Source organism: Spirosoma utsteinense, assembly GCF_014282275.1.
In the GTDB taxonomy this organism is placed as follows: Bacteria; Bacteroidota; Bacteroidia; order Cytophagales; family Spirosomataceae; genus Spirosoma; species Spirosoma utsteinense.
In genome coordinates, this window is sequence record NZ_VFIA01000176.1 from 1 (window position 1) to 565 (window position 565).

General features: G+C 68.3%; 1 pseudogene. It reads left to right on the plus strand.

What is annotated here, in order from left to right:
• Positions 1-565: pseudogene (locus tag FH603_RS28350) on the plus strand (hypothetical protein); the annotation flags it as partial.

The window sequence follows — 565 nt, forward strand, 5'->3', positions numbered from 1 at the left end:
GTGGGCGAAGCTGGTGGTGGGGGTGGGCACCCGGGTGAGCAGGCGCAGCGAGTCGCCCGCGTAGCGACTAAAGTAGAGGTTGTAACCCACCACGTTGGGGTCACAGGTGGGCCCGCCGGTGGGTGTCCAGCGGAGGTTGTTGGTGAAGCTGGTCTGGTTGCAGAGGCTCTCGGCGCTCAGGCCGGCGCAGTCGAGGCTGTCGAGTCCGAGCTGGGGGGGGCAGGGCCGGGCGGTGTCGGTGGGGGTGGCGCACTGGATCTGGGAGTAGTTGGTGAGCAGGCCCAGACCGGCCAGACGGGGGTCGGTGGGGGGGTACTGGCCGCGGGTCATCACCCGGTAGCAGTAGCTCGAATCAGCCGACAGCACCCCACTCGTGTTGCCATCACGGGCGACCAGGTCTTCCCCCCGGTCGACGTAGGTGAAGGAGGCCGGGGTGGTGACGGGCACTTGGGCAATGAGGTTAAAGGGCCCGTTGGGTCCCGAGCGGCTGCGGTAGAGGTCGTGGGTCTGGTTCTGGTTGGACCAGGGGGTGTTGGCCTGCCAGCTCAGGCTGAGCTGGCGCTGG